The following is a 24186-nucleotide window of genomic DNA, read 5'->3' as shown; positions in this document are numbered from 1 at the left end:
GCAGAGGAGGGTCGACAGGCCTAACTGACCAGCCTGGGCGCGTTGATCACCTTCATGAACAGGGCTTTCATCGCATCCGGAATGCCCTCCGACGGATTGACCTCGAAGAAGAAGTTTGGCGAAGCACAGGCCTTCAGGGCTGGCGCGATCTGCCCGGCGAAGGGGGAAATCCACTTCTTGTACCAGTCATCGCCCGGTAGAGGCAGATAGGTCGTGTAAAGCACGGCGATGCGTAGGCCCTTATCCTTCAGGCTATCGCAGATGCGGATGTCGATCGGCTCCTGGCAGCGCGTGCTGCGCCAGACCGCCTGGCTGCAATCCGTCGGCTTGTTGGCATCATTGACACCATCGGTTACGAGAAACAGCACCTTTTCCGGCTCCGACGATGTCATGCCGGTTCCCGCATTGCCCATCTGGGTTTGCAGGGCGGCTATCGTTCCGTCGTAATCGGTCATCTGGTCCTTGTCGTAATTGCTAGACGGGATCGACATCAGATCCACCTTGCCGGCCTTGGTCTTGATCTGGTCGAGATCGTTGGTCAGCCCAACGATCTCTGTCAGGCCGCGCGTTTCCGCACTCTTGCCAAAGCTGTAGACCGCCATGCGGAACTGGTTGGAAACCAGGCGCTCGCGGCTTGCCGTGTCCATCAGCGAAGCCGTCGCCGAAGCGACGACATCGATGCGCGTGGTCACGCCGAGCGCACGTGCTTTTTTGTAGGTATCCGTCGGCTGCTCGACCCCGTTCTTGACGATGTGGCAGGCGAAGGCACAACTGTCGTCCGTATTGGCCTTCATCGTTGCAATATCGTCATAGGTTGCGCCGAGGCCCATCGAGGGGCTGTTGTCGAGCAACAGGTAGAAATCGCGGTAAATGCCGGTGGAAAACTTGGCGATCGCCGAACCGCCCACATCCATGGTCTTCTGCCCGAGGACGCGGGAGAAGCTCGTAGGCACATGCGCCTGAAACGTCACCTTCGCCGTCAAGATGCCCTTGTCCTTGGTCACCTCGACATGGCGCGTGATCTTATAGGATTTGGCGCCGGCATTGCGGTCAAAGGCGGAGAGCGATTCCGTTTCCGCCGCCTCCACCTCGCCATCGCCCTGCTGCATGGCCGCCTTGACGCCTGCCGAGCCGCTGGCGAGCGCAGCCAAGGCCGCCGCATCGGCCGCTGCCTGCAATTCATGCTTCACGCTGACCGCATGGCTCACATCGATGCCCAAGCCCAGTGCACCTGCCAAAGGCAGCAGGAGAAGCGCGCTCATCATGGCGAAATTGCCGCTGCGGTCTTTCGCCAGTCCCATTGTCAAGCCTGTCTCTCCACCATGTTCAGGCTCCCGCGAAAGCGCTGCAAATGGGCCGGGGGGCCTGGAAACACAGCATCTGTCGCGATGGAGTCTATGAAATTTAAGACTTACGTTTAGAGCGCTAAACGGATGTTAATCGAGGCCACGCAGTTTTAGACAAGCCTGCGAAAACAACAGAAAAGCGCACGTTGGCTCCGCTACCGGAGCGCGCGCGCCCCTTCACGTTGGGACCGCGAGATCAGGAATGCCATTCGCGTATGCGCAATTTTTCAGCAAATTAGGTTCTTGCTTTTTCGAAAGGCAGTTTTAAAGCTGTGCCGCCAATCCCATCTGGCGAGCTGGCGTCTTTTCGAGCAGGCAATGCGACATGTCGAAATATTCCACCCGATTGGGTCACCCGACGCTTCCGCTGCGCGATAGCGCGATCTTTCCGGTTCATCAGGGCAAGGTAATTCTGGTCACCGGTGCGACCGGCGGCATCGGCCGTGCCGTCTCGGCGCTGCTGGCAGCGCAAGGCGCGCATCTGGCGCTGATCGATCTGGATGCCGAGGCCTGCTCGGCACTCGTGGATGAACTGGGTCTTGGAGATCGCGCGATCGGCCTCTCCATGGATCTGGCGTCCGAGCAATCCGTGGCGGACGGGTTCGAAAGGGTTGCCGGGCATTTCGGCGGGATCCACGGCCTGGTCAATTGCGCCGCGATCGTGCGCCACGCCGAGCCCCTGGAGATTTCGCGCGCAGATTGGGAGCGCCAGTTCGCGGTCAATCTCTTCGGCGCCTATGAGATCGCGCGGCTGACGGCGCGACACATGATCGATCAAGGCATTCGTGGCGCGATCGTCGGCATTGCTTCGGAAGCCGGCAAGAAAGGCCATGTGGAATCGCTTGCCTATTCGGCCTCCAAGGCCGGGGTCATTTCGATGACACGCATGCTGTCAGAAGCCCTCGCGCCCTTCGACATCAACGTCAACTGCGTCTGCCCCGGCGGCGTGGCCACGCCGATGCTGCGCGAGGTCTCCGAGGCCTATTCGGGCTATACGGGGGAAGCCGCGCCGGCGATTTTCGACAAGATGATCAACAGCCAGCTGATCCGCCATATCGACCCCGTCGAAGTGGCGCGCATCGCCTCCTTCCTCTTGACCGACGATGCCATGCTGATCCGTGGCCAGGCCATCAATGCCGATGGCGGCGAGACGCCCTACTAAGCGTCATCGAAATCGGTGACAACAGATCAATCCTCTCAAAGCACAGGGCCCGGTGGGGCGAAAAAGGAGACCAGATGACCAAGGGAATTCTTCGCACGGCAGCGCTGGCGCTGGCCGCGATGACGGCCACGGCGAGCATGACGACCCCCGTCCTCTCGGCCGACGGCAAGCCTGTCGTCATTTACGTCTCGTCCAATCCGGTCGGGGTCAACGACTTCCTCATGCTCGGCAAGATTGGCACGGACCGAGTCGCCAAAGAGCTTGGCGGCACCGCCAAGACCTATGAGAGCACCGACCCGACCACCCGACGCCAGAATCTCGAAGCCGCTGCCAAGGACGGCGCGGATGTGGTGGTGGCCATCACCTTCGAATTCAACGACATCCTGCCGCAGGTGGCCGAGCAATATCCCAACGTCAAGTTCCTGCAGATCGACAGCTGCCCGTCGAAGATGCTGCCGAACATCTATTGCGCCGTCTTCCGCGAGTATGAGACCAACTTCCTCGCCGGCGCCGAAGCTGCGCTGACAAGCGAGACAGGCAAGGTCGGCGCCATCGGCGCGCTCGATATCCCCTTCATCCACCGCTACAACGACGCCTTCCTCGCCGGCGCCAAGCATGTGAAGCCCGACATCCAGACGGCGGCCAATCTGTGGATCGGCGGCGACAACCCCTTCTCGGATCCCGCCCGCGGCCAGCAGCGCGCTACCGTCATGCTGTCTGACGATGTCGATCGCGTTCTCGCCGCCGCCTCCGGCTCGAACGGCGGCATCTTCAAGGCCATGGGCGATTTCCCCGGTGCGGCCGCATTCGGCGTCGATATCAACCAGTGCAAGCAGTCTCCCGGCCATGTCATGGACAATGTCGAGAAGCTCACAGACGTCGCGGTGGAAACAGGCGTGCGCGATATCCTGAAGGGTGGGCGCGAACAGGTGGTTGCCCTCGGCCTGAAGGAAAACGGCATGACGCTGACCAGCCTCCAGCCCAATCTCGAAGCCTCCGGCTGCCTGATCGCCAAATATCCCGAGGTGATCGAGAAGGTGAAGGCGCTGAAGGAGGAGATCATCGCCGGCAAGGTCGTGGTCGCCGACCCGATGAAGCTTGACAAGTAACAAGCCCGCGCGTGCGGGGATCTTCTCCGCGCGCACCCTCTCGAATATGGATATGAACATGCAGATGGTGGAGCTTGAGGCGACCGGCATCGTCAAGCGCTTCGGCAGCCTGGTGGCGAACGATCATATCGACCTCAAGGTGGTGCGTGGCGAGGTCCATGCCGTCATGGGCGAGAACGGTGCCGGGAAATCGACCCTGATGTCGATCCTCTACGGCATGCAGGCTCCCGATCAGGGCAGCATCCTGCTGCGTGGCCAGGGGGTGCGCTTCCGCTCGGCGCTGGATGCGATCGACCATGGCATGGGCATGGTTCACCAGGCCTTCAAGCTGTTCAATTCCTTGAGCGTCTGGGAAAACGTCGTCTACGGCCGCGAGCCCGTGCGCGGCATTTCGCTCGACCGGCGCGCCAGCATGGCCAAGGTGGCGGATCTGGCCGAGCGCTTCCGGCTGAAGATCGATCCATCCGCCCGGGTCGGCGATCTCTCGGTGGGCGTGCGCCAGCGCGTGGAAATCCTCAAGGCGCTCTATCGCGACGCCCGCATTCTGATCTTGGACGAGCCGACGGCCGTGCTGACGCCTCCGGAGCGCGACGGCCTGTTCGACGTCATCCGCACCCTGAAGGCCGATGACCGCACCATCCTCTTCGTCACCCACAAGCTGCATGAAGTCATGGCGATCACCGACAGCGTGACCGTGCTGCGCCATGGCCGGGTGACCGAGCGCATGGCGACGCGCGAGACGACGCCGGCCGACATCATTCGCGCCATGACCGGCCGCGTCGTCAACTTGACGGTCGAGCGGGCGCCGGCCGCTCCGGGCGCCCTAGTGCTCGACGTCGAGGGACTGACGATCGGGACCGGCCCGAAACCGGTGGTCGACCGACTGGACCTGAAGGTGCGTGGCGGCGAGATCGTCGGCATTGCCGGGGTGGCCGGCAACGGACAGACCGAGTTGATCGAAGCCCTGACCGGCCTGCGCCGCCCGGATGCCGGCCGCGTTACGCTTGCGGGACAGGACGTCACGCAGGCCGATGTCGCAACACACCGAGCTGCGGGCCTTGCCTATGTGCCGGAAGATCGGGCCGTGACCGGCACGGCGCGCGGCGCTTCGGCTGCGGACAATTTGCTGATGGGCTACCAGCGCCAGCAGCCTTTTGCCAAGGGGTTCCGGCTGGATGGCAAAGCGATCGCTGAACATGCCAGGCGGCTGATCGCCCGCTTCGGTGTCAAGATCCCCGACGAGACGGTGCCGGTCGGCACGCTCTCGGGCGGCAATCTGCAAAAGGTGGTGATCGCGCGCGAACTAACCCACCAGGCACCGCTGCTGATCGCCGAGCAGCCGACGCGCGGCGTCGATGTCGGCGCCATCGAATTCATCCATGGTGAGCTGGTGGCCGAGCGCGACCGCGGCCGGGCGATCCTTCTGGTCTCGGCCGAACTCAGCGAGATCCTGGCCCTGTCCGACCGGATCCTGGTGATGTATGAGGGGCGTATCCTTGCCGACCTCCCCGCCGGCGAAGCGGACGAGGACAGGCTCGGCCTGCTGATGGCCGGACGCGTGGCGGAGGCCGCATGAGCGAAAACACCGTGACTCCACGCCGCGCGGCACTGCGCCTGCCGGCCGTTCCCATGGCCATCCTGATCGGTGTGGTCATCGGCGGTCTGCTGGTGCTCGTCTCCGGCGGCAATCCGTTCAATGCCTATTGGCGCATTCTCGTTGGTAGCCTGGCGCCGGCCAATTGGCCGGATACGCTAAACTGGGCGGTGCCGCTGGTGGGCATGACGATTGCAGCCGCCATTCCCTTGCGCGGCGGCATGGTCAATCTCGGCGGCGACGGGCAATTGGCGATCGGCGGCTTCGTCGCCGCCGTGCTGCCGGTCCTGCTGCCGCAGATCCTGCCGCTTCCCGGTCCGCTGCTGGCGCTTGTCGCGATTCTCGCAGCCATGCTGGCGGCCGGCCTTTACGCGGCCCTGGCCGCTTTTGGCGAAGTGCGCTTCGGCATTCCCATGCTGATCTCCAGCCTGTTGCTGTCCTATCCCGCCATCGGCCTCACCTCTTATTTCGTCGGCTTCCCGCTCAGGGACACGGCCACCGGCCTGTCGCAGACGGCGATGATCCCCGAGGGCGCCCGGCTGGCGACGATCAGCGGCCCGCTCAATATCGGCCTGCTCCTGATCCTCGTCGTTGCCGGCCTCGTGCTCTATGTCGATCGGCGCACTGTCTTCGGCTATGAGCTGAGGATGCGCGGCCTCAATCCGCGTTTCACGGCCTATGGCGGCGTCAAGCCGGGCCCGCAGATGCTGCGTACGCTGTTTGCCAGCGGCGCGATTGCCGGTCTCGTCGGCGCCATCATCGTGCTCGGCTCGCTCTACCGATTCCAGGATGGCGCGCTGCTGACGCCAGGCTATACCTGGTCCGGCCTCATGGCCGCACTTCTGGCGAACGGTGAGCCGCTTGGCGCGATGGTCGCCGGCCTGTTCTTCGCCGCGTTGCAGACCGGCGGCTTCGCCATGCAACGCGAGACCGAGATCCCCCGCGTGCTGACCATGATCCTGCAGGCGATCATCATCCTGTTCCTGGCGATCCGCCACGGGGTCGTCAGGCGCGCCTGACGACCCCCGCACATTCCGAGAAGCTGCACATGGATTTCATCAGCGCCTTCATGGTCAATTCCACGGTTCAGGCGATCACCCCGATCCTCCTGGCCGCGCTTGCCGGCTGCCTTTGCGGCCGCGTCGGCGTTTTCAACATTGCCATGGAAGGACAATTGCTGATCGGCGCCTTCTGCGCGGTGGCCGGCAGCCATTATACCGGCAGCGCTGCCCTCGGCGTGGCGGCAGCCCTTGTCGGCACCGTGGTCTTCTCGCTGATCCTCGCCTATGGGGCGACGGTGTTTCGCGGCGATGCGGTCGTCATCTGCATCGGCATGAACCTGCTGGCCGCCGGATTGACGGCCTATCTCCTGCGCCAGCTCTTCGGCGTCAGCGGCGTCTTCAGCGACCCCAACATCGCCGAGCTTGCCAAGATCCGGATATCCTCGATCCAGTCCATCCCCTGGCTCGGCTGGATCGTCTCGCGCCAGACGGTGCTCACCTATCTCTGCTGGGCACTGACGGCCATCGTCGCCTATGTCCTCTTTCGCACGCCGGTCGGCCTGCGCATGCGCGGCGTCGGCGAAGATCCGGAGGCAGCGCAGAGCATGGGTGTCGATGTCAGGCGCTACCGCGTGGTCACCGTGCTCGTCGCCGGTGCCCTCACCGGGCTTGGCGGTGCGCAGCTCTCGCTCGGCACCGTCGGCATCTTCTCGGAAGGCATGAGCGCCGGACGCGGCTGGATCGCCGTCGTCGCCGTCATGCTTGGGCGCGACAATCCTCTGCTCGCAGCCCTTGCCTGCGTGCTCTTCGGCATTGCCGACGCGCTTTCGGTGAAGCTGCAGAGCCAGGGCCTGCCCAACCAGCTGACGGACATCGTTCCCTATGTTGTCACGCTCGCCGCGCTCGTCGTCAGCTACAGGCGCAAGCGCGACCGCCGGCCGGCCAGTGCCGAAGCGGCAGCCGCGTAACATCCATCCACCCTGTTTTCCGCATTGGAGCCTGACATGGCCGAACCCTGCCGCATCATCCTCGACGTCGATACCGGCATCGACGACGCCATGGCGATCTTCTATGCCGTGCGCCATCCCAATATCCGCCTGGAGGCGCTCACCACCGTCTATGGCAACACAGAGGTGGAGATCGCCACCGACAACACGCTGAAGATCCTCGACCTTCTCGGGCGGACGGATATTCCGGTCGCCAAGGGTGTCGGCCGCTCGCTTCTGAAGCCCTTTACCCGCGAAGCCGATTTCGTCCATGGCTCGAACGGGATCGGCGATGTCGAGCTGCCGCCGGCGTCGCGGGGGCCCGTGGACGAACATGCCATGGACCTGATCATCCGCCTGGTGAAGGAGAACCCTGGCGAGATCACGCTCTGCCCCGTGGGGCCGATGACCAATGTGGCGCTGGCGCTCGCCAAGGCGCCGGAGATCGCCAAGCTGGTCAAGGGCATCGTCATCATGGGTTCGACGCTGTTCCATCCCGGCATTCATGGGGTGAAGAGCCCCATGGTTGACGCCAATCTGCACAATGATCCTGAAGCCGCGCGCATGGTTCTGCGCGCCGGCGCGCCGGTGACGCTTGTCGGCATGGACGTGACGATGAAGACCCTGCTCTCCTCCGCCATGATGCGCGAGATCGAGGAGAAGGGCGATCACGCTGCCCGGACCATGATGAAGATCACGGAATTCTACGTCGCCTCCTACAAGCAGATGCATCCGGCCAATGATGGCTGCCCGCTGCACGACCCGTTGGCGGTGGCCGTCTGCGAGGATCCGAGCTTCGTGACCACCGAGCGCATGTTTGCCGATATCGAGCTGCATGGCGAGATCACCCGCGGCCAGACCATCCCCGACCGCCGGCCGATCTCGCGCCATCTCTTCAATGCCGAGGTTGCGATGGACGTGGACGCGCCGCGTTTCGAGAAGGCCTTCCTCGAGACCATGCTGCGCGTCTGAGGCGTGAGAGCGGGTGGCGGCCAAAAACCTGCCCTGCCCGCCCCTTGATCTTTCGCAGGATGTTTTATGTCCCTGTCATGTGTCCGGGCCAGAACAGGCGCTTGTCCTGAGGCCTGGACGGAACCGACTGTGCAAACAGGGACAGCGTCACCATGAAAACCCGCAACAATCTGGATTCCAACGCCAAGAGCGCGTCGATCGATCTTCTCGGCAATATTCTTTCCGACGGTATCGATCTCGCCCTCATCACCAAGCAGGCGCATTGGAACCTGCGCGGACCGCATTTCATCGCCATTCACGAGATGCTGGATGGCTTTCGCGGCGAGCTCGACACCCATGTCGATACGGTGGCCGAGCGCATCGTCCAGCTTGGCGGCACGGCCAAGGGCACGAGCCAGACGGTCTCCGCCGGCACGCGGCTTGCCGCCTATCCAACCGACATTCATTCGGAAGACGACCATCTGAAGGCGCTGGCCGAACGCTATGGCGATGCCGCAAACAGCGTGCGCGCCGGCATCGATGAGGCCGACGAGGCGGGTGATGCCAACACCGCCGATATTCTCACCGCCTATTCCCGCACGCTCGACAAGGCGCTGTGGTTCATCGAGGCACATTTCGTCAAGGCGTGACCGCCCACGGTTTGCACATGCCTGCGTTCATCACATCCAAGGAAGGAGTTCATCATGCCTGTTGAAGCCAAATACAAGACCAAGGCAACAGCCACCGGTGGTGGCCGCGACGGTCGCACCTCGCTCGAAGACGGCACGCTCGATCTGCAGCTGGTCGTGCCGAAGGAGCTGGGCGGCCCCGGCGGCGATGGCGCCAATCCGGAGAAGCTCTTCGCACTTGGCTACTCCGCCTGCTTCCTCGGCGCCATGCGGGTTGCCGCCGGTCAGCTGAAGACCAAGGTGCCGGATGGCTCGACGGTCACGGCCGAAGTCGGTATCGGCCCACGCTCGGAAGGCGGCTTCGGCATCACCGCCGCGCTGGATGTCTATCTGCCGGGCATGGCCGAAGACGAGGCCAAGCAGCTGGTGGAAACCACCCACGGCATCTGCCCCTATTCCAACGCGATCAAGGCCAGCGTCGACGTCAAAACGACCACGCGTGGCTGATTGATAGACCGCAAGCATGATCGGGGACGCTCCGCCTGACGGCGGGGCGTCCTTTGCTTTTCAAGCTTATCAATCTTTGAGATGCGGCCCCAGAAGGAAGAGATCGGCCTCGCCCAACCGCGCGCTGGCGGTCTGCGCCTGGTGCCAATAGGGATAGAGCAGTTTCGGCAGGCTGATATCGTCGAGACGCTGGCGTTCCTCGTCGGTCAGCTTCAGCTCGGCAGCCGCCAGATTGTCCTTGAACTGCGCTTCCGTGCGTCCGCCGATGATGACGGAGGTCACCGGCTTGCGGCCGATCAGCCAGGCGAGCGCGATCTGCGCCGCAGAGACGCCACGCCCTTCAGCGATCTCCACCAGCGTATCGACGATGGTCCAGAGACGGTCGACATCGCGGATCGGCGGTTCGGTCCAGCCGGCAGCCTGGCGGCTGCCTTCGGGTGTGTGGTCGCGGCGGTGCTTGCCGGACAGCAGCCCGCCGGCGATTGGGCTCCAGACGAGCACGCCCAGTCCCTGGTCAATCGACAACGGCAGAAGCTCGAATTCGGCATCGCGCGATTCGAGCGAATAGTGGATCTGCTGGCTGACGAAGCGGTGGCGCTTGTCCAGCGCGCTGATGCCCATGGCCTTCATGATGTGCCAGGCGGAGAAGTTGGAGCAGCCGATATAGCGCACCTTGCCATGCTGAACGAGCGTATCAAGCGCGGCCATGGTCTCTTCGAGCGGCGTCTGCCCGTCCCATTCATGGACCTGGTAGAGATCGATCACGTCGGTGTTGAGCCGCTTCAGGCTGGCTTCGCAGGCCTTGATCAGATGATGGCGCGACAGGCCCTGCTCATTGACGCCCTCGCCCATGGGAAAGCGCGCCTTGGTGGCGATCAGCACGTCATTCTTGCGCGTGCCGCCGAGAATTTCGCCGATGATCTCCTCCGATGCGCCGGCTGAATAGGCATCTGCCGTATCGATCAGATTGACGCCGGCATCCAGGCATAGATCGACCAGACGGCGTGCCTCGTCCACGCCCTGGCTACCGACCATGGAGGCCCAGCCTTTCCCGCCCATGGTCATCGTGCCCATGGTGATGGTTGAAACCTTGAGGCCAGAGCGGCCGAGACTGCGATATTCCATTGTGACGTCTCCTCTCCACGTGTCGTCAGGATAAAGCACGGAGCCGGAAAGTCGAATCCGGCAACCAAATCCGATAGGGAATCAATGAAGTAGAGCTGTCGCGCTCCGGCGAAAGCCGCAAATTCTTGGAACCCCGCCCGCCGCCTGAGGTTTGGGTCTCGCCGTCGCGCCCTCACGAGGCCGCCAATGGCCCACTCGCGACGCCAGACAAGGAGACCGTTATGGCCGGCAACAAGACTCACGAACAGCACCAGCGCATTCTCAACAAGCAAGAGGTGACCACCAATGGCGCGCCGGATTTTCCCGTGCAGGCCGATCTGGAGGCGTCCGATGCGGCAAAGGCTGCCCGGCAGGCCGGCGAGACGCTGAAGGCTCCGCAGACGGATCTGACCGATCCTGACGACCGCAACATCCTGCGTGGCGCACAGCAGGAAAGCCGGACCTGATCCGTCCATTCCGCCCAAGCGTCCTAAAGGAGGGGGCGATACCGCCTTGAGGACTGAGGAGAAGCGCGCATGTTGCGCTTCTAGCGCACGTTCCGCGCCGCATGGACACAAGTCGCCCTTGTGCCGGATTGGGAGATCAGGCAGGTCGAAGCTCCCGGCTGGTTTGGAGGCGCCGCTGCATGACGATCACCATTCATTCGACCGAGCATCCGGATGCCCAGGTCCTGTCACAGCTCGGCGAGGCGCTGTCAGAGTTCAATGCCAGCGATGTCGGCCCATCCGGCCGCAGGGCGCTTGCGGTTTTCGCCTATGGGCCGGACGACGAGCTTGCCGCAGGGCTCTACGGCTATACGGCCTGGGGCTGGCTCTACATCCAATGGCTCTGGGTCCGCGAGGCGCAGCGCGGGCAAGGTCTCGCCGCCCGGCTGATCGCCACGGCGGAGTGCGAAGCCTCGGCGCGCGCATGCCATGGCGCCTGGATCGACACGTTCAGTCCCGTGGCCCTGCGCCTCTATCAGCGCCTTGGCTACGCGGTGTTCGGCACGTTGGAGAACTTTCCGCCGGGCCGCTGCCGCAGCTTCCTGAAAAAGCCCTTGACCAACAGAGAGACCGAGACCCTGCCGACTGAGAGACATTCGAAGCCGCAGGCATAAGCGCTATACGGCTGCATTCGCTTATTTTAGCTGCTTGGATCTTTCCGCCGCCCATGGGCCTTCCATATGAGCCGGCAGGCTACCGAACGTCGGTGGGGCACAGAACAGGTCGGCGGGGTGTGGCATGGTCGAGGAAATGATCGCCGGAGCGGGGCGGATGCATCGGGCGATCCTGGCACATGACTGGGACGCAACGCCGCTTGGCGCACGCGACACATGGACGCCTGTTCTGATCCACACGCTCGGGCTCGCCCTGGCCTCTCCCATTCCGATGGCGCTGATCTGGGGCGACGACAATATTCTCCTGCATAACGACGCGTTTGCGGATTTGGCGGGCGACACGCTGCTGGGAAGCCGTGCGCGCGATATCTGGCATGAGCTGACCGGCCTGTCCGAAGATGCGCTATGCGATTGCCTGGCGGGCAAGGCACGCGGGCTGGAGAGCACCCGCTCCCCACGGATCGGCGCGGCGCTGACGATCGATTGCTCGCCTGTTCCAGATGGGACGGGCGCTGTTGCCGGTGCACTGGTGATGCTGCGGCAGAAGGAGCAGCAGCAGGATGCCGAGCGCATCCAGCTCGCCTTGTCGGCCGGCGCCATCATCGGAACCTGGTTCTGGGACCTGCCCACGGACCGATTCACCGTGGACGAGGCCTTTGCCCGCAGCTTCGGTCTGGACCCCGCGCGCGGACGCTCGGGCCTGAGCCTGGCCCAGGTCGTGGAAACCGTTCATCCCGACGACCAGGCCGGCCTTGCCGAAGCGATCGGCGCGGCCATCGCACGCGGCGGAGCCTATGCCCATCAATATCGCGTGCGCCGGCACGATGGGCAATATTACTGGCTGGAGGCCAATGGCCGCGTCGATCATGCGCCCGATGGCACGCCGCTGCGCTTTCCCGGTGTGTTGATCGACATGGAGGAGCGCCGGGCCCTGCTGCAGGAGCGCGACCGCGCTTTCGCCCTGCTGCGCGCGCTCAACGAAACGCTGGAACAGCGCGTGGCCGACCGAACCACTGAGCTGATGCGCGCGGAGGAGGCGCTACGCCAATCGCAGAAAATGGAGGCCGTCGGCCAGCTGACGGGCGGGCTGGCGCATGACTTCAACAATCTTCTGGCTGGCATTTCCGGCAGCCTGGAACTGATGGCCGCGCGCATCGCCCAGGGACGCGTGGACGAACTCGGGCGCTATGTCGACGCGGCGCAAGGGGCGGCCAAACGCGCCGCCGCGCTGACCCATCGGCTGCTCGCCTTTTCCCGCCGGCAGACGCTGGAGCCGAAACCGACCGATATCAGCCGGCTGGTTGCCGGCATCGAGGATCTGATCCGCCGCACGGTCGGCCCGGGCATTTCGATGGAAACGGAGAGCGAGGCGACCCTCTGGCCGACGCTGGTTGACCAAAACCAGCTCGAAAACGCGCTGCTCAATCTGTGCATCAATGCGCGCGACGCGATGCCGAATGGCGGGCGGATCACGATCCTCACCAGCAATACGACCCTGGAAGCCGACAGTGCCAAAGCGCTGGAACTGCCGCCGGGCGACTATGTCGTCATGCGCGTGACCGATACCGGCACCGGGATGTCCGCCGATCTGGTCGAACGCGCTTTCGATCCCTTTTTCACCACCAAGCCGATCGGCGTCGGCACCGGCCTTGGCCTGTCGATGACCTATGGCTTCGTGCGCCAGTCTGGCGGCCAGGTGCGCATCCGCTCCGCCGTGGGCCATGGCACCACGGTGGAAATCTATCTGCCGGTACATGGCGAGGCGCTGGCACAGATTGGACAGGATACGGTGCTAGAGCCGTCCCAGCCGGCAAAAGCCAGCAAGACGGTGCTGGTGGTCGACGACGAGCCGATCGTCCGCATGCTGATCGTCGATGTGATGGAGGAGCTCGGCTACCGGGTGCTGGAGGCAGGCGACGGGCCACAGGCGACCGTGATCCTAAACAACCAGGGGCCCTTAGACCTTCTGATCACCGATGTCGGGCTGCCCAATGGCATGAATGGTCGGCAGGTGGCGGATGCCGCACGCACGCTTTGGCCGGATTTGCCGGTGTTGTTCGTCACGGGCTATGCCGAAACCGCCGTTCTCAGCCATGGCCATCTCAAACCAGGCATGCAGATTCTGACGAAACCCTTTACCATCGAAGCGCTGACCAACAAGGTGGCGGAAGCCTTGGCCGCCGCCGAGCATGCTGCCCGGCAGGAGCACATGTGACAGCGAAGCGGACAAGCGGCGGAACAGCGTGGGCATGCGCGTCTAAGACGCGCCCTATTCTTCGATCTCGATCAGGGCGGCCCTAGGAACGGATGGACAAAGTGCCACGCGAACGCGAGCAGGTGATCAGCGACAGCGCCAAGCGCAAGACCGCGATGCGCCGCATCGCCTATGAGACCGGCCGCAACATCGTGCCGATCGCGCTGACGGTCACGGTGCTGTTCCTGACCTTGATCGGGCTGTCTCTGTGGCTGTCGAACCGCAGCAGCGAAGCCGATGCCGCCGTGGCCCATACGGTGCGCAACCATCGCCGGCTCAGTGTCGTGCAATCGCTGTTGCAGGATGCGGAGATCGGCCAGCGGGGCTATCTGCTGACGGCGGACAATTTCTATCTCGAACCTTACGAGATGGCGGTGTCCCAACTCGATGCGGCACTGGACGAGCTCGCCGCCAATATGACCGACAACAGCCTGCAGACGGCCAATATCTCGGTTTTGCGGACGCTGGTTACCCAGAAGATGTCTGAGCTGCGCCAGAGCGTGCAGCGCCAGCGAGAAGGCGATCACGAGGCGGCATTGGCCATTCTGCGCAGCGGCCAAGGCAAAGTGCTGATGGATGGCGTGCGCGATCTTCTCACCCGTATGCGCGGGGAAGAGGAACGGCTGATGATCGAGCGCGCTCGCGATGCGCGGCGTGCCTCCTGGCAGATGGAAGTCCTCGTTATCGCGCTGGCCTTCATCCTCGCAGGCATCGGCCTGGTGGCGCTGCGGCTGATGATTACCCGTGCCCGCGCCGCCGAAGCCGCGCGCGACGAGCTTCTGGCGCGGCTCGACCGCAAGCTGTTGGCCGTGCTTGCCGCCGATCTCGTCGGCTATAGCCGGCTGATGGAAAGCAACGAGGCCGAGACGGTTGACCGGCTTCAGCATGCCCGCAGCCTGATCGACCCGCTGATCGAAGAGCATCAGGGCATGATCGTCACCACGGCTGGCGACAGCGTGCTGGCCGTGTTTTCCAGCGCTCTTTCGGCCATGGATTGCGCGCTGGCCATCCAGGCGGCGATGCGCCAGCAAAATCAGGGGATGAGCGAGGACGCCTCCCTGGCTTTCCGCATCGGCCTGAATGTCGGCGACGTCATCGTCCAGAACGGCGACGTCTTCGGCGATACGGTCAATGTGGCCGCGCGGCTGGAGAGCCTGGCCGAGCCCGGCGGCATCTGCATTTCCCGCACGGTGCGCGACCATGTGCGCAAGCAGCGCAACGTCACCTTCGAGGATCTGGGCTTCCAGCGGCTGAAGAACATTGCCCAGCCGATCAGCGCGTTTCGCGTGCGCGAAGCCGCCTGACGCGCCAGCAACATAGAACCATGCAAGAAGACTGGCATCAAGGGGCCGTCTGACGTAGAGCGCGCTGGCGGGCAAAAGCTCAGGCCGACCCGTTTTCGCCCCGTCGGCGCCGGCCCAGCCAGATCTCCACGCACCAGCGTGAAAACAGCGACAGCAGCGCGATGGAAATGGCCACGAGACGCACCCGCCATTCATCGGAGTCGACCTCGGCCTTTCGCGCGGCGAGCAGGCTCTTCTCCCCTTCGGTCATCTCACCGATCACGCCGCGGATCTCGTCCATGCGGGCCGTGCGCATGCTCTCTCGCTCAACGGCAATCGCCGCCTCGACGCCGCGATCGTCGTGAATGGTGATCGCATTCTGCAGCTCGGCAAGCTTGAGGTCGATCAGCGCCAGAAGATGATCGGCTCGGGCTGTCTGCTCGGCATTGTCTGATACCATTGCCTTCAGGCTCGGCCCCATCCAGGCGAGCCTTTCGCGCGCGTGGACATAGGGCTTGAGATAGGCCGTGTCGCTGCTGAGCAGATAGCCGCGCTGTCCGGTCTCCGCATCGTCAAGGCCGATCAGCACGTCCTTGCTCATCTCGATGACTTCGTGCGTATGCACCACAAGGTCACGATGATCGCTGAGGAGATCATGCGTGCGGATATTCAAGACAATGCCGGCCGTCAGAATGATGGTGGCCGGCAGGAGCCGCATCAGCGTCTCCGGCGTGAGGAAGCGTTCGCGCCAGGCGCGCAGCTTTGTGTTCAGGCTCAAGGGGCGGTCCGGCATGCATGGTTCCCGGCGGATGGACGATCATTGTCAGGCGGCATCGAAATCGCGCCGACCCGGCCTATATGCGACGGAAGCGATATAGGGCGGCGGCGCATTTTGACGATGCGGCACAGCGCGCGACGATCGGACACGTGCGGTCCTGCGACCGCCAGAGGAAGGAACCGGCAAGACGTGCTTGAGCATCTGATCACCAGCTACGGCGCCTTCGCCGTCCTTATCGGCGCCGGCGTGGAAGGCGAAACGGCGGCCTTTCTCGGTGGCGTCCTCGCCCATCGCCATCTCCTGCCCTATTGGCATGCGGCGCTTGCGGCCTGCCTCGGCTCCTTCATTGCCGATCAGATCTTCTTTCTGACGGGCCGCTACGCCCAGGGATGGCCCATCGTCCAGCGGGCCTTGCGCTCGTCCGCGCTGCAGCGGGTCACCCATCTCTTGGAAACCTATCCGACCGGCTTCATCCTCGCCTTCCGCTTTATCTACGGCATCCGCACGATCAGTCCTATCGTGATCGGCACCACCCGCATTCCCACCAGCCGCTTCCTGCTGCTCAATGCCATTGCCGCCATCGTCTGGGGCATCGTCATCACCGCCATCGGCTTTCTGTTCGGCGAAGCGGTGGAAGCGCTGTTCGGGCGGCTTCGGCTGCATGCTCACCTGCTGGTGGCCGTGGCTGCACTGGCCCTGATCGTTCCCGCACTCTGGGTTGCCGCGCGCGCCTGGCGCCGCCATACGCCGGCTCGCTGAAGGGCTTGGCAAGCTGGAGAAAGGGCCGATCACATAGGGTCAGGCACCTCAAGCGCAAGGGTGGTTACAAGACGGGTTTAGAAAAAGCTGATCGAGCGCCAAAGCCTTGAACCTTTTGGCGTCTGTCCGGTTCTTCGGACGCTTGATCGCTTTTCCGGAAGGTGTTGTCTGTGACCGAAAAGACATTTGGACCCCTGCTGCGCCCCGATGGCGTGCTGTTTCGCCTCTGGGCTCCCCTGCAGGACACGATATCGCTTGAGATCGACGGCGGCGAGGCGCGGACGATGAGCCGCGCGGAAGACGGCTGGCACAGCCTTCTCGTGGCCGAGGCCGGCATCGGCACGCGCTACCAGTTCGTTCTGGCCGATGGGCTGAAAATCCCGGATCCGGGATCGCGCCATCAGCCGGAAGATGTTCACGGCCCGAGCGAGGTGGTGGATCTCGGCAGCTACGACTGGAAGGCGGCCGAATGGTCCGGCCGGCCGATCGAGGAGATCGTGCTCTATGAGCTGCACATCGGCACGTTCACGGCGGAAGGCACGTTCCGCGCGGCGATCGACAAGCTGGACCATCTGAAAGCCACCGGCATCACTGCCATCCAGATCATGCCGATCGCGGATTTTCCCGGCCGCTACAATTGGGGCTATGACGGCGTGCTGCCCTATGCGCCGGATGCGAGCTATGGCCGGCCGGAAGACCTGATGGCACTGGTCGATGCCGCGCATGAGCGCGGGCTCTGCGTCTTTCTCGATGTGGTCTACAACCACTTCGGCCCGGATGGAAACTACCTGCCCGCCTATGCGCCGATCTTCACCGACCGGCATAAGACGCCTTGGGGCAACGGCATCAATTATGACGGCAAGAGCGCGCAGGCGGTGCGCGCCTTCGTGATCGAAAACGCCATCGACTGGATCGAAACCTACCGCTTCGACGGGCTGCGCCTGGATGCCGTCCATGCCATTGAGGATAATAGCGGCGAACATCTTCTGCATGAGCTGGCGCGGCGCGTGCGCGCGGCGGCCGGTGAACGACATGTCCATCTCGTGGTCGAGAACGAGGACAATGACAGCGATCTCTTGATGAGGGATGCAGAGGGGCGTCCGGTGTTCTTCACCGCCCAGTGGAATGACGACATCCACCATGTGCTGCATATCGCTGCCACGGGCGAAACCTTCGGCTATTACGCGGACTATGCCGACGACAAGACGAAGATCGGTCGGGCGCTTGCCGAGGGCTTCGTCTTCCAGGGTGAGCATATGCCCTATCGGGGCGAAGAGCGTGGCAAGCCAAGCGCCGACCTGCCGCCCACCGCCTTCATCTCCTTCATCCAGAACCATGACCAGATCGGCAACCGCGCCAAGGGCGACCGGATGGCTGAGACGCAGGATCCGGACGCCTTGAAGGCGATCACCGCCATCTACCTTCTGGCCCCTCAGGTGCCGATGCTGTTCATGGGCGAGGAATGGGGCGCGACCGAGCCATTTCCCTATTTCTGCGATTTCAACGAGGAGCTCAACGAAGCCGTGCGCAAGGGTCGGCGCGAGGAACTGTCGCGCCTGCCGGGCTTCGATGGCGACGATCTCATGGATCCGACGGCCGAGAGCACGTTCAAGACAGGCAAGCTCGACTGGAGCAAGGCCGAGAGCGCACAGGGGGGCGAGACGCTCTCCTTCTACAAGAGCCTGTTGGACCTGCGCCGACGCCACATCGCCCCCCTCCTGGCGGGCGCCGCTGGCGGCAGCGGGCAGTTCGACGCGCAAAGCCCCTGGGTGGATGTACGCTGGACACTGGCGGACGGTTCGCAGCTGCGCCTGCTCGCCAATCTCTCCGCCGAGGCACTGAAGGGCGAGGTCGCCAATATCGAGGGCGAGAGGCTCCTGACGCTTGGAGCGGTCGATGAGACCGGGTTCGGGCCTTGGAGCCTGGCCTGGATGCTCCGCCAGGCATGAACGGCTCTCGCCATGCGTCGATGAGGTGTGGAGCGGAAGAGATCGCAGTGCGGTTTTTAGCCTTCCGCTCCAACTTATCGCCCCATGAGGAGTTGGAGCTAGGCGCCGAGAGGCGAGAGCCGCGAGCCCTAATCGGAAGCGGCCGAAACAGCGACTTGAAGCGTGAGCGCGCCTCTGGCGAGCGACGCGCCTGAAGACAACAATCCGGGAAGACGCCAGAATGACTGCCGACCCTCTCGACACGCTTGCCCGCCGCCATGGTATCCTTCTGACCCGCCCGACGCCTGAAGGACCGGAGGAGCCGATTTCGCAGGAGACCAAACGCCTGATCCTCGATGCGCTTCAGGCCGGCGACCGCGTATCCGAAAAGCAAGCGCCCGCAGGTAGCCGCGGCGCCCGAAAGCCGGCGCAGGCAGCATCCGGCTGCTATCTTCCTTCCTTTCTGGACGAGGCGACCGTCTGGGGCCTGAGCCTGCAGCTTTACGAGCTGCGATCGGCTCGCAATGCCGGCATCGGCGATTTTGAAGACCTCAGGACCGTGATCGACCTTGCCGCCGGGCTCGGCGCCGATTTCATCGGCCTCAACCCGCTGCATGCCCCGTTCCTCGCCGATCCCGACCGCTCCAGCCCCTATGAACCGTCCAACCGCCAGTTTCTCAATCCGCTTTACATCGCCCTGGACAGGGTGCCGGGCTTTGAAGCCCACGAGGCCCTGGAAAAGACACTTGCCCGGCTGCGTGAGAGCCAGCTGGTCGATTATGCCGGCGTTGCCGCAGCCAAGCTCGAGCGGTTGAGAGCGATCTATTCCGAAAACGGCATGGATGGTGCTTCAGCCGAACGCTTCGAAGCCTTCCTCTTGGAGCGTGGCGAGCCGCTGCGCCGTCATGCGCTATTCGAGGCGATCTCCGCCGATATGGCCAGACAGGGCTTGGATACCGGCTGGCATGGCTGGCCGGAGGCGCTTCGCCAGCCGGATAGCCCAGCGGTCGAGGCCTTTGCCCGCGAGCAGGCGGAGGCTGTGCGCTTTCATCAATGGCTGCAATTCCTCGCCCATGAACAGCTGCAGGCAGCGGTCGAACATGCGCGGGCGGCGGGCTTGCGGATCGGCCTCTATCTCGATCTGGCCGTGGGCGAAGCGCTGGATGGATCGGCCACCTGGAGCGAACAGCAGGCCTATGCGGCCACGGCCACCATCGGCTCGCCACCCGATCCCATGGCGCTTAAAGGACAGGACTGGCACCTTGCGGCCTTGCTGCCGGCGAAGATCGCGGTGGGGCCCTCTTCGCCCTATGAGCGCATGGTCGCCGCCGCCATGCGCTATGCCGGGGCTATCCGTATCGACCATGCAGCGGCACTGCGCCGTCTCTTTCTGGTTCCAATTGAGGCCAGCCCGGAAGAAGGCGCCTATGTTCTCTACCCGCAGGAGGCGTTGCTGGCGATCCTGGCGCGCCGCTCCCATGAGCATCGCTGCCTTGTGATCGGCGAAGATCTCGGCGTGCTGCCGGACGGCCTGCGCGAAGACCTGATGCGAGCCCGCATTCTCTCCTACCGCATCCTCTCCTATGAGCGGAACGACAGCGGCTTCATCCCGCCAGCCGACTATCCGCGCCTGGCGCTCGCCTGCATTTCCACCCACGATCACCAGACGCTGGACGGTTGGTGGCGTGGGGCCGACATTCGGGCCCGCAAGACCTTCGGCATCGTCTCGGCCAAGGCGACGAAAGAGCATATCGCGACGCGCGTGGACGAGCGGCGGGATCTGGCGGAGGTTCTCGAGGAGACAGGCCTGGCGGCGCCGGAGAACCCGGCGGTCGAACGGCTGGATGATGAGGCGACCGAGACCCTGATCGTCAACGCCCATCGTCTGATCGCGCGCACGCCGGCCTTGCTGGCGGCCGTTCGCCTTGCCGATCTGACGCGGGAGCCAAAGCCCACCAACATTCCCGGCACCAGCGAAGACTATCCGAACTGGCGGCCGAAGCTGTCGGTGCCGGTCGACGCTCTGGCCGATCTTGCGCTGCTGCAGAAGGTTGGCGAGGCGATGCGCGAGGAGCGCGCCCAAGGCTCTCAGCCGGCCGCGCCGGAAGGATCGTCCCCGGCGACAGCCGACTGAACGGTTGCGTCGAAGGGCACGACGGACGTAAAGCGATGCACCGCCGCTTCAAGCATGTCGCGCAAGGGTGCAGCGGTCTTGCGATACCGGCATGCCGAAAATAACGACATGACGCGCGCCTGCGACCCGAACGGTCGCGGTGCGCTTCAAGGCGCATGGCCCTATGGAAACGACCCTTTCGCAGCCTGTCAAAATCTTCCTTGAAAGCCTCGGTTTCGAGGTCAAGGGCGAGATCGGCGGGTGCGACCTACTGGGGCTTCGCCCCGGCGAACCGGATCTCGTGGTGGTTTGCGAGCTGAAGACGAGCTTCAATCTGGAGCTTATCCTGCAGGCAGTCGACCGCGCCTCGATTGCCGATGAAGTCTGGATCGCCGCACGGATTTCCGCAAAAGGGCGCGGCCGCGAGAGTGATCGGCGCTATCGCGATCTCTGTCGGCGTCTCGGCATCGGCATGCTCGGCGTCTCCGATACGGGCCTGGTCAGCGTCGTCGTCAGCGCCGTCTCGCCGATGCCGCGCACCAATACCAAACGCCGGTCCCGGCTGATGACGGAATTTCGCCGCCGCCAGGGCGATCCGGTCAAAGGCGGAAGCACGCGTGCCCCGCTCATGACCGCCTATCGCCAGCAGGCGCTTCTCTGCGCCGCCGAGATTGCGGCGGGCCGCATCCGCCCGCGCGAGATCGCCGCGCGGGTTCCTCAAGCAGGCCGCATGCTGCAGACCAATGTCTATGGCTGGTTCGAGCGTGTGGAACGCGGCGTCTATGGCCTGACCGAGCAGGGAGTCGCGGCCTTGGTCCGCTGGCCGCAAAATTCCTGACGCCAGGCGCCCTGCGGAGTCTTGGCTGCCGATGGGTTTTCGACCGACGCCTGATCGCGAATCGGCGCGTCTGCCTGGGTTCAATATCCTGCCGAGACAAGCCTGCGACTCAGCGCTGACGAACGCGTATAGTTAATTTCTACTAATATTAAATTTCACTAACTCAACCGATGCCAATCGAGGCCCGATATGTCGGTTATCAACAACGCAACCTGTCGAAATTAACGAACATTCTTTACCGTGACTCTGATTCCCGAAATGAACCACATGTATAAAAGGCGCGCATCTCCCGAGACCGAATAGCGCGATATCGGTCATTATCGGCTTAAACAGGGGTAAAATCGGGAAATTAACCTAAAATACTACTGCGTTAACTCTGTATATTTACGTTTTGACCTCACTAAGAGGCGATTGATTAAAATTCGAAATATTGACATTAACACCTCGTTAATTGCTACTTACGGAAAGTTTAGCAGCGAGGTTCCCATGTTCAGATTAACTTCCCTTGCGCTGTGGATGCTGTCGTCCATCGCCATCTTCGCCTTCGTGCTTCAGCCGGTCGGCGCCGACGTGCAACTCGTGGTCGCCGGCCTGACGATTGCCTTTCTCTTCCTGATCACGCGCTTCGACCGTAAGGGCCCTATGCGCTATGTCGCCCTGGCTACCGCGAGCATCATCGTTCTGCGTTACGCTTACTGGCGCACCACGAGCACTCTGCCGCCGATCGATGACTTCATGTCCTTCGTGCCGGGCATCGTGCTCTACCTCGCCGAAATGTTCTGCATGGTGATGTTCTTCATCAGCGTCTTCGTCGTGTCCGATCCGATCGAGCGCAAGACGCCGGCCCTGCCGGCCGACGAAGACCTGCCGACGATCGACGTCTTCGTGCCGTCCTACAATGAAAGCGCCGAAATCCTCTCGCTGACCCTGTCTGCCGCAGCGGCGATGGATTACCCGCGCGACAAGTTCAAGGTCTACCTTCTCGACGATGGCGGCACCGAGCAGAAGCGCAACAGCACCGACCTCGAAATCGCCGAAGGCGCCATCAAGCGTGGCGAAGAACTGAAGGCGCTGTGCGCCGATCTCGGCGTCCACTACCTCACCCGGGCGCTCAACAACCACGCCAAAGCAGGCAATCTGAATGCCGGGCTTGAGCGCACGAGCGGCGATCTGATCGCCGTCTTCGATGCCGATCATGCCCCCGAGCGTGCCTTCCTGCGCGAAACCGTCGGCTTCTTCGGCCAGGATCCGGATCTGTTCCTCGTCCAGACGCCGCATTTCTTCGCCAATCCCGATCCGATCGAGCGCAATCTCGGCACCCATGCGACGATGCCGGGTGAGAACGAGATGTTCTACACCATGATCCAGAAGGGTCTGGACCGCTGGAACGCCTCCTTCTTCTGCGGCTCGGCTGCCGTCCTGCGCCGCGAAGCGCTGGAGGAAGTCGGCGGCTTCTCGGGCATCACCATCACCGAGGACTGCGAAACCGCGCTGGAACTGCACTCGCGCGGCTGGAACAGCGTCTATGTCGACAAGCCGCTGATCACCGGCCTGCAGCCGGAAACCTTCACCAGCTTCATTGGTCAGCGTTCGCGCTGGTGCCGGGGCATGATCCAGATCCTCCTGCTGAAGAATCCGATCTTCAAGCAGGGCCTGACGCTGGCGCAGCGCATCAGCTATCTCTCCAGCTGCTTCTTCTGGATGTTCCCCTTCGTCCGCGCCACCTTCCTCGTCGCGCCGCTGCTCTTCATCCTGTTCAACCTGAAGATCTTCAACGCGTCGGCCGAAGACTTCCTGGCCTATACCGTCACCTATCTCGCGGCCTCGGAAATCCTGCGCAACTACCTCTATGGCCGGATGCGCTGGCCTTGGATCTCCGAACTCTATGAATATGTGCAGTCGGTCTTCCTGGTCCGCGCCATCGTCAGCGTGCTGTTGAACCCGCGCAAGCCGACCTTCAACGTTACCGACAAGGGCGTGCTTCTGACCCAGCGCCAGCTGTCGAACCTCGCCTGGCCCTTCTTCGCCATCTTCGCCGGCCTGGGCCTCGTTCTCGCCGTCGCCATCTACCGCTACCAGACCGAGCCGGCACTCGGCGATCTCATCCTGATCACCGGCGCCTGGAACATCCTCAATCTGGTCATTGCCGGTGCCGCACTTGGCATCGTCACGGAGCAGCCGAGCGATGTCGACGGCATCAGCCTGCCGCTGGCCCGCAAGGCCGAGCTGGAAGTCTCCGGCCAGATGGTGCCCGTCACCATTCGCCAGATGTCGTCCAACCGGGCGCTCATCGAGCTCGGCAAGGGCACGGCAACAGCACTGCGCTCCGGCGACTATGCCCGCCTCGTACTGATCGACCCGCCGGCCGATGTCATCATCCCCTCGATCCCGGCCTTCGTCGGCAAGCCGGTCAATCACGACCAGCGCAGCTACACGATCGAGCTCGAGCCGGAGCCCCAGCATTTCGCCGCCATCTCGACGCTGATGCTCTCCGATCTCGATGTCGCCCGCGCCATCCGCTCGGGCCGCCAGCACCGCCGCAACTATGTCGTCGCGCTCTTCACCTTGATGCGCTGGGCGATCACCAGCCCCTTCGCCGCCATCTCGGCCGGTCTGTCTTCGAAGCCGGAGGGCGGTCGTATCAGCCGCCGGCGCCGTCAGGTCGCCAATGCCGAGAAGACCACGACCATCGCCAAGGCCGCCTGAAGCGCACGACCAGAGGGA

At 63.5% G+C, this 24186-nt stretch carries 20 protein-coding genes; 17 read left to right on the top strand and 3 right to left on the bottom strand.

The window, feature by feature from the left end; genetic code table 11:
- Nucleotides 1-20: 20 nt before the first annotated feature.
- On the bottom strand, nucleotides 21-1301 hold the full coding sequence (locus BMX61_RS12810; protein ID WP_075626624.1) for a pilus assembly protein TadG-related protein: 1281 nt from the start codon (nucleotides 1299-1301) through the stop codon (nucleotides 21-23).
- 370 nt (nucleotides 1302-1671) lie between these two features.
- Here BMX61_RS12810 and BMX61_RS12805 point away from each other — a divergent pair, with 370 nt between their 5' ends.
- The 8 genes from BMX61_RS12805 to BMX61_RS12770 all read left to right on the top strand — a co-directional run bounded on the left by BMX61_RS12805 (nucleotide 1672) and on the right by BMX61_RS12770 (nucleotide 9285).
- The gene (locus BMX61_RS12805; RefSeq protein WP_083639337.1) at nucleotides 1672-2508 is read left to right on the top strand and encodes an SDR family NAD(P)-dependent oxidoreductase; all 837 of its coding nucleotides are present in this window, start codon (nucleotides 1672-1674) and stop codon (nucleotides 2506-2508) included.
- 74 nt (nucleotides 2509-2582) lie between these two features.
- Complete coding sequence (locus BMX61_RS12800; protein ID WP_075626623.1) at nucleotides 2583-3617, top strand: BMP family ABC transporter substrate-binding protein; 1035 nt, start codon at nucleotides 2583-2585, stop codon at nucleotides 3615-3617.
- Nucleotides 3607-5193, top strand: coding sequence for an ABC transporter ATP-binding protein (locus tag BMX61_RS12795; RefSeq protein WP_327216418.1), 1587 nt, complete (start codon nucleotides 3607-3609; stop codon nucleotides 5191-5193). Before BMX61_RS12800 ends, BMX61_RS12795 begins: the two co-directional genes overlap by 11 nt.
- Nucleotides 5190-6230 carry an ABC transporter permease gene (locus BMX61_RS12790; protein WP_075626621.1) on the top strand — a complete coding sequence of 347 codons (1041 nt, stop codon included), beginning with the start codon at nucleotides 5190-5192 and terminating at the stop codon, nucleotides 6228-6230. The genes BMX61_RS12795 and BMX61_RS12790 overlap by 4 nt, the downstream gene beginning before the upstream one ends.
- Nucleotides 6231-6259: 29 nt before the next feature.
- A complete protein-coding gene (locus BMX61_RS12785; RefSeq protein ID WP_075626620.1) occupies nucleotides 6260-7180 on the top strand; it encodes an ABC transporter permease in 921 nt (306 codons plus the stop codon).
- A 36-nt stretch (nucleotides 7181-7216) separates the two neighbouring features.
- Nucleotides 7217-8170, top strand: coding sequence for a nucleoside hydrolase (locus BMX61_RS12780; protein ID WP_075626619.1), 954 nt, complete (start codon nucleotides 7217-7219; stop codon nucleotides 8168-8170).
- A 113-nt stretch (nucleotides 8171-8283) separates the two neighbouring features.
- Nucleotides 8284-8799: a DNA starvation/stationary phase protection protein Dps gene (gene dps / locus BMX61_RS12775; protein ID WP_267890831.1), complete on the top strand. Its 516-nt coding sequence runs from the start codon at nucleotides 8284-8286 to the stop codon at nucleotides 8797-8799.
- 54 nt (nucleotides 8800-8853) lie between these two features.
- Nucleotides 8854-9285 carry an organic hydroperoxide resistance protein gene (locus BMX61_RS12770; RefSeq protein ID WP_075626617.1) on the top strand — a complete coding sequence of 144 codons (432 nt, stop codon included), beginning with the start codon at nucleotides 8854-8856 and terminating at the stop codon, nucleotides 9283-9285.
- Nucleotides 9286-9354: 69 nt separating this feature from the next.
- Here the strand turns inward: BMX61_RS12770 and BMX61_RS12765 are convergent, their stop codons facing one another.
- Nucleotides 9355-10410, bottom strand: coding sequence for an aldo/keto reductase (locus BMX61_RS12765; RefSeq protein ID WP_075626616.1), 1056 nt, complete (start codon nucleotides 10408-10410; stop codon nucleotides 9355-9357).
- 221 nt (nucleotides 10411-10631) lie between these two features.
- Between BMX61_RS12765 and BMX61_RS12760 the strand changes: the two genes are divergently transcribed.
- The 4 genes from BMX61_RS12760 (at nucleotide 10632) to BMX61_RS12745 (ending at nucleotide 15067) form a co-directional block, all read left to right on the top strand.
- Nucleotides 10632-10856, top strand: coding sequence for a hypothetical protein (locus BMX61_RS12760; RefSeq protein WP_075626615.1), 225 nt, complete (start codon nucleotides 10632-10634; stop codon nucleotides 10854-10856).
- Between the two features lie 179 nt (nucleotides 10857-11035).
- Entirely contained in the window at nucleotides 11036-11509 is a 474-nt protein-coding gene (locus tag BMX61_RS12755; RefSeq protein ID WP_075626614.1) for a GNAT family N-acetyltransferase, read from the top strand.
- Nucleotides 11510-11633: 124 nt separating this feature from the next.
- Entirely contained in the window at nucleotides 11634-13724 is a 2091-nt protein-coding gene (locus BMX61_RS12750; RefSeq protein ID WP_083639336.1) for a hybrid sensor histidine kinase/response regulator, read from the top strand.
- A gap of 101 nt (nucleotides 13725-13825) precedes the next feature.
- Nucleotides 13826-15067 carry an adenylate/guanylate cyclase domain-containing protein gene (locus BMX61_RS12745; protein ID WP_170854937.1) on the top strand — a complete coding sequence of 414 codons (1242 nt, stop codon included), beginning with the start codon at nucleotides 13826-13828 and terminating at the stop codon, nucleotides 15065-15067.
- Between the two features lie 79 nt (nucleotides 15068-15146).
- On the opposite strand, the gene BMX61_RS12740 is transcribed toward BMX61_RS12745, so the two are convergent.
- Entirely contained in the window at nucleotides 15147-15824 is a 678-nt protein-coding gene (locus BMX61_RS12740; protein ID WP_170854936.1) for a CHASE3 domain-containing protein, read from the bottom strand.
- Nucleotides 15825-16013: 189 nt separating this feature from the next.
- On the opposite strand from BMX61_RS12740, the gene BMX61_RS12735 reads away from it, so the two are divergent.
- The 5 genes from BMX61_RS12735 to bcsA all read left to right on the top strand — a co-directional run bounded on the left by BMX61_RS12735 (nucleotide 16014) and on the right by bcsA (nucleotide 24168).
- Nucleotides 16014-16583 (top strand): DedA family protein, encoded by a 570-nt coding sequence (locus BMX61_RS12735; protein ID WP_075626611.1) that lies wholly within the window; start codon nucleotides 16014-16016, stop codon nucleotides 16581-16583.
- Between the two features lie 170 nt (nucleotides 16584-16753).
- Nucleotides 16754-18532, top strand: a complete 1779-nt coding sequence (gene treZ / locus BMX61_RS12730) for a malto-oligosyltrehalose trehalohydrolase (protein WP_075626610.1) — start codon at nucleotides 16754-16756, stop codon at nucleotides 18530-18532.
- A gap of 220 nt (nucleotides 18533-18752) precedes the next feature.
- Nucleotides 18753-20645 (top strand): 4-alpha-glucanotransferase, encoded by a 1893-nt coding sequence (malQ, locus tag BMX61_RS12725; RefSeq protein WP_075626609.1) that lies wholly within the window; start codon nucleotides 18753-18755, stop codon nucleotides 20643-20645.
- Between the two features lie 163 nt (nucleotides 20646-20808).
- Nucleotides 20809-21462, top strand: coding sequence for a DUF2161 domain-containing phosphodiesterase (locus BMX61_RS12720; RefSeq protein WP_075626608.1), 654 nt, complete (start codon nucleotides 20809-20811; stop codon nucleotides 21460-21462).
- A gap of 486 nt (nucleotides 21463-21948) precedes the next feature.
- Entirely contained in the window at nucleotides 21949-24168 is a 2220-nt protein-coding gene (gene bcsA / locus BMX61_RS12715; protein ID WP_075626607.1) for a UDP-forming cellulose synthase catalytic subunit, read from the top strand.
- The last annotated feature ends 18 nt before the right edge of the window (nucleotides 24169-24186 follow it).

Origin of the sequence: Xaviernesmea oryzae, from assembly GCF_900109605.1 — a bacterium.
GTDB classification, from domain to species: Bacteria; Pseudomonadota; Alphaproteobacteria; order Rhizobiales; family Rhizobiaceae; genus Xaviernesmea; species Xaviernesmea oryzae.
Note: the sequence above shows the minus strand (reverse complement) of the source record. Positions and strands in the feature narration are given on the sequence as shown.